This is a genomic window from Acidovorax sp. FW305-C-20-28, assembly GCF_058783375.1.
The window spans coordinates 51,388-57,402 of sequence record NZ_JBYSYM010000033.1 but is presented as its reverse complement, the minus strand read 5'-3'; the positions used below and the strand labels follow the sequence as shown (position 1 = coordinate 57,402).

Sequence of the window (6,015 nt, the reverse complement as noted above, 5' to 3'; positions counted from 1 at the left end):
GCACCAGCCAAGAAGGCCGCTCCCGCCAAGAAGGCAGCAGCACCCGCCAAGAAGGCCGCTCCTGCCAAGAAGGCTGCAGCACCAGCCAAGAAGGCCGCTCCCGCCAAGAAGGCAGCAGCACCCGCCAAGAAGGCCGCTCCTGCCAAGAAGGCTGCAGCCAAGAAGGCTCCCAAGGCCCCTGCCCCTGCGGCCGCTGCTCCTGCAGCCCCCGCAGCGCAGACCACGCTGAACCCTCAGGCAGCATGGCCTTTCCCCACGGGCACCAAGCCGTAATTCGCGTTACGTGCTTCACGCTCAACCCGGTGCCTCGGCACCGGGTTTTTTTATGCCCGGACGGCAGGCGCCGCGCAGCGCCTTGTCCGCAGGCGCACCAGCCCGCTCAGGCCGGCGTGAAGTCGAGCGTGTAGCTTTGCGGGCCGCGCTGCGCGATCTTGAGCGCACCGACGCGGTTGCCCAGTTCGGCGCACTGCACCAGCGACCAGCCACGCTCCAGGCCGAAGAGCAGCGCACCGCGCCAGGCATCGCCACAGCCCGTGGGGTCCACCACCGCAGCCGGCACCACAGCGGGCACCAGCGTCTTCTCGCCCTTCACCCACACTTCGCAGCCCTCGCCGCCCAGCGTCACGACCAGGCCGTCCACGCGCTGCGAGATCTCGGCCAGGCTCCAGCCCGTGCGCTCGCTGAGCATCTTGCCCTCGTAGTCATTGACGGTGACCCAGGTGGCCTGCTCGATGAAGCGCGACAGCTCAGCCCCGTTGAACATGGGCAGGCCCTGGCCCGGATCGAAGACGAAAGGCACGCCGGCCGCAACCAGCTGGGCTGCGTGCTCGATCATGGCGTCGCGGCCATCGGGCGCGATGATGGCCAGGCGGATGCCCTCGCCGGAGTCGATGCGGTTGGCATGGGCCTGCATCATGGCGCCGGGGTGGAAGGCCGTGATCTGGTTGTTGTCGCGGTCGGTCATGATCATGGCCTGCGCGGTGTGCACATCCTGCACCTGGCCCACGAAGCGCTGGCTGATGCCCAGGCTGTCCAGGCGCTGCAGGTACTCCGCGCCATCGCTGCCCAGCATCGCCATGGGCAGCGGCTCACCGCCCAGCAGCTTCAGGCTGTAGGCGATGTTGCCGGCGCAGCCGCCGAAGTCGCGGCGCAGCGAGGGCACGAGGAAAGACACGTTGAGGATGTGCAGCTGCTCGGGCAGGATCTGCTCGGCAAAGCGCCCCTCGAAGGTCATGATGGTGTCGAATGCCAGGGATCCGCAGATGAGGGCAGCCATAGGTAGGAAGAAGGTAGAGGATTGGAAAGAGAGACCCCGATCCGGCAGGATCAGGGATAGAAGGTCATGACCCGGTAGCCCGACACGCGCGAGGCGCCCGAGGTCACCACCACCGAGACCGAGGTGCTCCACTCGCCGCGCGCCGCCAGCTCGGCAGGCGCGGCGAGGTCGGCAGGCAGCAGCACGCGCCGCAGCACCGGCTGGTCCTGCGCATCGGTGAGGGTCAGTTCCACCGCCGGCATTTCCAGCGGTATGTCGGCACGGCTCTTGACCGTCAATGCCAGCAGGTAGCCATCGCCACGCGCCTTGTTGAAGGACGAGCTGTCGATCACCAGGTCGGCAATCTGGCGCTGGGGTGCCAGCGTGCAGCCCAGGTGGGCGCACAGTTGCAGCAGCCAGGGGCGGGTTCGGCTCTCGATCGCGGCAATGCGGTTGCGCTCGTGCACGGCGACCTGCAGGGCCAGCACACCGAGCAACAGCACGAACACCAGCGACAACACGGTGCGCACCAGCGGCCTGCGCCAGAAGGCCTTGCGCCGCGCCGCCCGCACGAAGCTCACTTCATCGGCCTCGGACGGGCCGGCCGGCAGCTCGTCCTCGTCGGCGTCCAGGCCCTGCGCGGACGCGGCCCCACGCGCAGCATCCACCCGGGCCAGCGCCGGAGCCGATGCCGGAAAGACCGGATCGGGCATCAGTTCGAGGTCCGCATCGGGGGGGAACGGGGTCACGGAATCCGAAAACCCGCTGGCGGAGGATTCGTAGGCCACCGGCGTGCGCGGAGGCGCCGGCTCGGGCTCCACGGACACATGGCCGAACAGCGGCACACCGTCATCATGGTCGTCATCATCCCCCTGCGGCACCAGGGGCTCGCGCCGCGGCGTCGGGAGGGCCGGTAGATCCAGGGCGGGATAGGCGTCCTCGTCGCCCAGGTCTGCGGGCAGGGACATGATCTCCGTGTCCGGGCCGTCGTCGTCCGGTCGCCCGCCATCGACCTGGGGCAGCGGGTCGGAAAAGTCCGCCACGGGAAGCTCGTAGCCGGCAGGCAGCGCCAAACCCTCGGCCGCCGGGTCCACCACCAGCCGGGATGGCGCCGGGCTCGCCACCGGGGCCAGGTCGGCCAGCAGCGAGGCCGCCAGGCCGGGCAGCACACGGCTCTCCTCGCGCGGCGGCGGGGGCACGAAGGCCGTGGTGGCAGCGGGCGCCGCGATCGGTGTCGCAGGCGCCGGCGGCTCCAAGGGGGTCAAAGGGGCCACGGGTGCCAATGGCGCGAGCGGTGCCAGGGGAGCCAGTGGCGGTGCACGCCAGCCAAAGGTCTGCAGGGGCTCCAGGCTCAGCTCATCGGCGCCGAGCGCCGCGGAGGGCGCACGCGTGGCCGACAGGAAGGCCGGAACCGTGGGGGCGGGAATCTCGAACGCCTCGCTGGCCGCGCCCTGCACCGGGGCGGCCGGCACGGGTGGAGACATGGCCGGCACGGGTGCCGGGACAGGCGCCGGCGGCTGGGATGCGGGCCGGGGCGCGGGCGCGTCGAACACCCCCCAGGCGCCACGCTCTTCGGCGGGCCGCGCCACGATCGCGGGCGGCGGACGCGTGTCGGTGAGCGACACATCGGGCAGCATCGGCGGGGGTGGCGCCGCCACCAGGTGCGCGGCCGCGTCGAACACCTCCTTGCACTGCCCGCAACGCACCCAGCCCTCGGAAATGCGCAACTGGTCGGCGACCACCTTGAACTGGGTCGCGCAGGCCGGGCAGCGTGTGATCTGGCTCATCTGCAGTCGATTGTAGGGGGCGGCATGCACCGCATGGCAGCGCGCGCCTCAGCGCGACGCGGTCATGAGGATCCAGCCGTCCTCCGAGTCCGCCACCTCCAGTTGCACCCAGGGGGCATAGGCCTCCTTGAGCTCGTCGGCCTGGCGCGCGAGGATGCCCGCCAGCACCAGATGGCCGCCGGGCGCCACATGGTTGCACAGCAGAGGCGCGAGCACGCGCAGCGGCGTGGCCAGGATGTTGGCGAGCACGGTCTGGTACTGGCCGCTGGCCTTGTCGGGCAGGCCGGCGCGCAGCTGCACGCCATTGGCCTCGGCGTTCAGGGCCGTGGATTCCACGGCGGCCGTGTCGATGTCCACTGCATCGATGTCGGTGGCGCCGAACTTGGCGGTGCCGATGGCCAGGATGCCCGAGCCGCAGCCGTAGTCGAGCACGCGGCCGAACGCGGCAGCACCCTCACCGGCTGCGCCCTTGCGGGCGATCCAGCGCAGGCACATGCGCGTGGTGGGGTGGGTGCCGGTGCCGAAGGCCAGGCCCGGGTCCAGACGGATGCTGCGCACGGCCTGGGCCGGCAGCTCGTGCCAGGTGGGCACGATCCAGAAGTCGGGCGTGATGTCCACGGGCGCGAACTGCGACTGCGTGAGCCGCACCCAGTCCTGCTCGGCCACCTCGGCCAGGCCCAGCACCTGGCAGCCCTCGAAGAAGTCCTGCACCGACAGCAGCTGCTGTGCCTCGGCCGCGGCCTCGCGCGTGGGGAAGAGGGCCACCACGCGGCTGCGCTGCCAGCCGTCCTTGGGCGGCGGCATGCCGGGCTCGCCGAACAGGGCCTGCTCGGCATCGGTCTGGGCATCGGCGTCCTCGACCGAGACGCTGAGTGCGTCCAGCGCATCCAGCGCGTCGCTGACCGACTCGATCCGGTCCTCGGGGCACATCAGAATCAGCTCGAACATGGCAAAGGCCTCTCAGAAAAAATGAAATGCCGGCCCCCGTTGCCAAGGGCCAGCATGCAAATCAAACCACGGAAATGGCCTAGCGCTTATGGTGCGACAGCCACTCTTCCAGGTAGTGGATGTTGGTGCCGCCGGCCATGAACTTGGCGTCCACCATGAGCTCGCGGTGCAGCGGCACATTGGTGTTGATGCCTTCGATCACCGTCTCCGACAGCGCCGTGCGCATGCGCGCCAGCGCCTGTTCGCGCGTATCGCCGTGCACGATGATCTTGCCGATCATCGAGTCGTAGTTGGGCGGCACGAAGTAGTTGGTGTAGGCATGCGAGTCCACGCGCACGCCCGGGCCGCCTGGCGGGTGCCAGGTCGTGATGCGCCCTGGCGACGGGGTGAACTTGTAGGGGTCTTCCGCATTCACCCGGCACTCGATGGCATGGCCGCGGATCTCGATCTGGCGCTGGGTGAAGGGCAGCTTCTCGCCGGCCGCCACCATGATCTGCGTCTTCACGATGTCCACGCCCGTGATCCATTCGGTCACGGGGTGCTCCACCTGCACGCGGGTGTTCATCTCGATGAAGTAAAACTCGCCGTTTTCGTACAGGAACTCGAAGGTGCCCGCGCCGCGGTAGCCGATCTTCTTGCAGGCGGCGACACAGCGCTCGCCGATCTTCTCGATCAGCTTGCGCGGGATGCCCGGGGCCGGTGCTTCCTCGATCACCTTCTGGTGGCGGCGCTGCATGGAGCAATCGCGCTCGCCCAGGTAGACGGCGTTGCGGTGCTTGTCGGCGAGGATCTGGATCTCGATGTGGCGCGGGTTCTGGAGGAACTTCTCCATGTACACCGCCGGATTGCCGAACGCGGCGCCGGCTTCGGCCTTGGTCATCTGCACGGCATTGACCAGGGCCGCCTCGGTGTGCACCACGCGCATGCCGCGGCCACCGCCGCCGCCTGCGGCCTTGATGATCACGGGGTAGCCGACGGCCTTGGCGATGCGGCGGATCTGCACCGGGTCTTCGGGCAGCTCGCCCTCGGAGCCGGGCACGCAGGGCACGCCCGCGCGGATCATGGCCTGCTTGGCCGACACCTTGTCGCCCATGATGCGGATCGACTCGGGCGTGGGGCCGATGAACTGGAAGCCGCTCTTTTCCACGCGCTCGGCGAAGTCGGCGTTCTCGGACAGGAAGCCGTAACCGGGGTGGATGGCCTCGGCATCGGTGACTTCGGCGGCCGAGATGATGGCCGGCATGTTGAGGTAGGACAGCGGCGAGGGCGCGGGGCCGATGCACACCGCCTCTTCGGCCAGCTTGACGTACTTGGCGTCGCGGTCGGCCTCGGAGTAGACCATCACGGCCTTCACGCCCAGCTCATGGCAGGCGCGCTGGATCCGCAGGGCGATCTCACCCCGGTTGGCAACAAGAATCTTCTTGAACATGCGAACCTTATTCGATCACGAACAGCGGTTGTCCGTATTCCACGGCCTGGCCGTTCTCGCCCAGGATGCGGGTCACCGTGCCGGACTTGTCGGCCTCGATCTCGTTGAGGATCTTCATGGCCTCGATGATGCAGATGGTCTCGCCTTCCTTGACCTGGCTGCCGATCTCGACGAAGGGCTTGGCGCCGGGGCTGGACGAGCGGTAGAAGGTACCGACCATGGGCGACTTGACGGTATGGCCTGCCGGCACGGCGGGTGCGGGGGCTGGCAGCTCGGCCACGGGGGCCGCGGCGGCCTGGGCCGGAGCCGGGGCCTGCTGCACGGGCGCGGGGACATACTGCTGGACCACGGCACCGCCGCTCTTGACGATACGGACCTTGCCCTCGGCTTCCGTGATTTCGAGTTCGGACACATTCGACTCGGACACGAGGTCGATGAGGGTCTTGAGTTTTCGCAGATCCATGAAAGCTCCAACGGCTAAAAACTGAACAGGGCGCGAATTTACTCCAATTTCGCCCTATTTCCGTCTTTGAAGCACAATTTTGATGAACGCCGGAGTGCCGACATCAGCACAAATGGCGGATCAACAGGGCATT

At 68.5% G+C, this 6,015-nt stretch carries 6 protein-coding genes; 1 reads left to right on the top strand and 5 read right to left on the bottom strand.

Translation table 11 applies throughout. The annotated features are described in order from the left end of the window. The coding region (locus AC3WOH_RS28465; RefSeq protein ID WP_492232669.1) for a histone at positions 1–273 on the top strand (273 nt) is incomplete at its 5' end. A gap of 106 nt (positions 274–379) precedes the next feature. Here the strand turns inward: AC3WOH_RS28465 and AC3WOH_RS28460 are convergent. The 5 genes from AC3WOH_RS28460 to accB form a co-directional block, all read right to left on the bottom strand. Further along, on the bottom strand, positions 380–1,276 hold the full coding sequence (locus AC3WOH_RS28460) for a carbohydrate kinase family protein (protein WP_492232668.1): 897 nt from the start codon (positions 1,274–1,276) through the stop codon (positions 380–382). Positions 1,277–1,326: 50 nt separating this feature from the next. Next, positions 1,327–3,042, bottom strand: coding sequence for a zinc-ribbon and DUF3426 domain-containing protein (locus tag AC3WOH_RS28455; protein ID WP_492232667.1), 1,716 nt, complete (start codon positions 3,040–3,042; stop codon positions 1,327–1,329). A gap of 48 nt (positions 3,043–3,090) precedes the next feature. Next, a complete protein-coding gene (gene prmA, locus AC3WOH_RS28450) occupies positions 3,091–3,990 on the bottom strand; it encodes a 50S ribosomal protein L11 methyltransferase (protein WP_492232666.1) in 900 nt (299 codons plus the stop codon). A 79-nt stretch (positions 3,991–4,069) separates the two neighbouring features. Then, positions 4,070–5,419 carry an acetyl-CoA carboxylase biotin carboxylase subunit gene (gene accC, locus AC3WOH_RS28445; RefSeq protein WP_492232665.1) on the bottom strand — a complete coding sequence of 450 codons (1,350 nt, stop codon included), beginning with the start codon at positions 5,417–5,419 and terminating at the stop codon, positions 4,070–4,072. 7 nt (positions 5,420–5,426) lie between these two features. Beyond that, on the bottom strand, positions 5,427–5,882 hold the full coding sequence (accB, locus tag AC3WOH_RS28440) for an acetyl-CoA carboxylase biotin carboxyl carrier protein (RefSeq protein ID WP_184857341.1): 456 nt from the start codon (positions 5,880–5,882) through the stop codon (positions 5,427–5,429). Between the last annotated feature and the right edge of the window lie 133 nt (positions 5,883–6,015).

Excerpts from the sequence above, each read along its gene's own strand:
- accC (WP_492232665.1), bottom strand. The coding sequence starts at position 5,419 with ATGTTCAAGAAGATTCTTGTTGCCAACCGGGGTGAGATCGCCCTGCGG.
- AC3WOH_RS28455 (WP_492232667.1), bottom strand. The coding sequence starts at position 3,042 with ATGAGCCAGATCACACGCTGCCCGGCCTGCGCGACCCAGTTCAAGGTG.
- AC3WOH_RS28460 (WP_492232668.1), bottom strand. The coding sequence starts at position 1,276 with ATGGCTGCCCTCATCTGCGGATCCCTGGCATTCGACACCATCATGACC.
- prmA (WP_492232666.1), bottom strand. The coding sequence starts at position 3,990 with ATGTTCGAGCTGATTCTGATGTGCCCCGAGGACCGGATCGAGTCGGTC.
- accB (WP_184857341.1), bottom strand. The coding sequence starts at position 5,882 with ATGGATCTGCGAAAACTCAAGACCCTCATCGACCTCGTGTCCGAGTCG.